Below are 2,132 nucleotides of genomic sequence, written 5' to 3'. Positions count from 1 at the left end.
CACTACGTGTCCACGATTTGCGGGCAACCCCAAGTCTTCTGAACAGTGGATGCGCCACGCTTGAATAGTTCGTTAAGTATTTCACGTGGGGTTGCGCCGCCGAGGATTTGTCGGGGTGTTTCGTTGAGCTCATTTTGCACCCACGCGACATGTTCGGGTGTGACGGTGGCAAAGTCGGTGCCCTTTTTGTAGAACCTGCGCCTGATCTCGCCGTTGGTGTTCTCGTTGGTTGGTCTCTGCCACGGTGAGTGCGGTTCACAGAAAAACACCTGGCAGCCGTCTTTAATCTGGACTTGTGCTGTGACAGCCATTTCTGCGCCTTGGTCCCATGTGATGGTCTTTAGCTGCTCGGTGTTGAGGTCTTTGACCATGTCCTGCAGGGTTGCGACCACGGTGTGTGAACTGTGCTCATCGGGAAGGTGTCCAAGCAGGGTGTAACGGCTGGTGCGCTCTACTAGGGTAATCAGCGCGCTTTTGCCACCTTTACCAATAACAAGGTCGCCCTCCCAGTGCCCGGGAATAGCCCTGTCATCAGCTTCCGGGCTGCGGTGGGTGATCTCAGCACCTTTGATCCAAGGGCGACCGGTTAACACGCCAGCGTTTCGGGCACGACGCTTGCGTGTTGAGCCGCCGCGGATAAGTACGTCTTTAGTCTTCATGACTTCTTCAAGCTCGGCTCGCAGGCTGCCTTTGCCTTGAATGTATAAGGCACTGTAGATCGCTTCGTGGGAAATACGCATGCTTTCATCATCGCTGAAAGCATGCTCAAGCCATGCACTAATGCGCCCAGGTGACCACCTGCGGGCAAGGCAATCGACTACTACACCCCGAAGCGTTGGGCTTTCATCGAGCTTGCGTAGTTTTGGCCGCACCATCCGACCAGCAGTAGAAACAGCAGCGTTGTGGGCGTTATACCGCAGCTGCTCTGTGCCGTCCTCATCGACGATCTTCCAACCATTACGGGTGATTTCACGAGCGACGACACTGTGGTGCCTATTTATTTTCTGCGCGATGGCTCGTGCCGAATCACCGACACGACATCCCGCTTCAATAGCAACACGGTCTTCAACAGTAAGCCTGCGACCACGCCCTACTAAGGCGTGTTTGTCGAATACGCCGCTAGGAAATCCATCAACGGCTTGAGTTTTCATCGGTGCTGGCATAACAGAATCTTTACCCAGCTTCTTGCCTGTATCTGGCAAAGACACCACCGCCTCATCAGGCGTTCGACGATGTCGCTGCCGGCGTAACTTCGCATACCGCTGCTTCCTTATCCACCCATACACGGTAGAAGGATGCACACCGATAGCATCAGCCACTGTCTGACAGCTCTCACCAGCAAGCACTCGCTCCACGGCCTGGGCACGTTCATCAGGTGACAAGTGGGCGCGTCTAGGCCGCACTTCGATTACACCAGCTTTCTTTAACCTGCTGTGAAGCAAGCCAGTCGATATTCCAACAGTCTGTGCTGCTTGACTGATCGACATACCTGCACGCACCAACCCAACAGCCTCACGGACAAACGGATCACGCAAACGACTCGCACGCCTGCCTGGAGGTTCGACACCTCTTACCCTCAACCAACCGTAAACCGATTCGGGGCCTACACCCACATCACGCGCGACCAGGCTAACTGCCTCGCCTGCCACCACGCGCTCAACAGCAGCATCCTTAACATCCTTCGGAGTCCAACGCGTCACAACTACCTCCCGGTCGAAGTGGCGCATTCACCCCTTGACAGCACGCAGAGCAGATGGCGTTTTCAGGCTCAAAGATGCCTTCTGCCAGATGCCTTGTGCAGGACGCCTTCCTGACCTAGGCGGATTTAGTGCGGAACGATCCCGCCCCACCGCCGAACAACACCAGGTAGCAGTCTCAAGAGAGTCGGTGCTCACCCACCCATGACCTAAGTCGGGTCTTTTGGGGAAGGTGCGTAGCGCACGGTAGGTGCGAGCGGGATCTTGGCATCGACTGGTGCGAGTTGATACAGATTGCAACAGTGAGAACAGGATTTCCCTTCGCAAATATCCATTTTGCGTACCAATTGCGGTACAGGTGGCCAGTTCCTAAAGTCGTGTGACGTGGATGACTGCGGAGGAAGGGACCTGACCCCTGTTTGGTAGACACCTGAT

The 2,132-nt window shown here is 55.5% G+C and carries 2 pseudogenes; both read right to left on the bottom strand.

Features of this window, described 5'->3' with window-relative positions:
• Nucleotides 1-2: 2 nt before the first annotated feature.
• Nucleotides 3-1,258: pseudogene (locus HMPREF2822_RS13050) on the bottom strand (IS30-like element IS1513 family transposase).
• A 19-nt stretch (nt 1,259-1,277) separates the two neighbouring features.
• A pseudogene (locus HMPREF2822_RS13710) lies at nt 1,278-1,487 on the bottom strand (helix-turn-helix domain-containing protein); the annotation flags it as partial.
• Between the last annotated feature and the right edge of the window lie 645 nt (nt 1,488-2,132).

It is taken from the genome of Corynebacterium sp. HMSC062E11 (assembly GCF_001811845.1).
GTDB classification, from domain to species: domain Bacteria; phylum Actinomycetota; class Actinomycetes; order Mycobacteriales; family Mycobacteriaceae; genus Corynebacterium; species Corynebacterium hesseae.
This window is presented reverse-complemented; position numbering and strand designations above follow the sequence as displayed.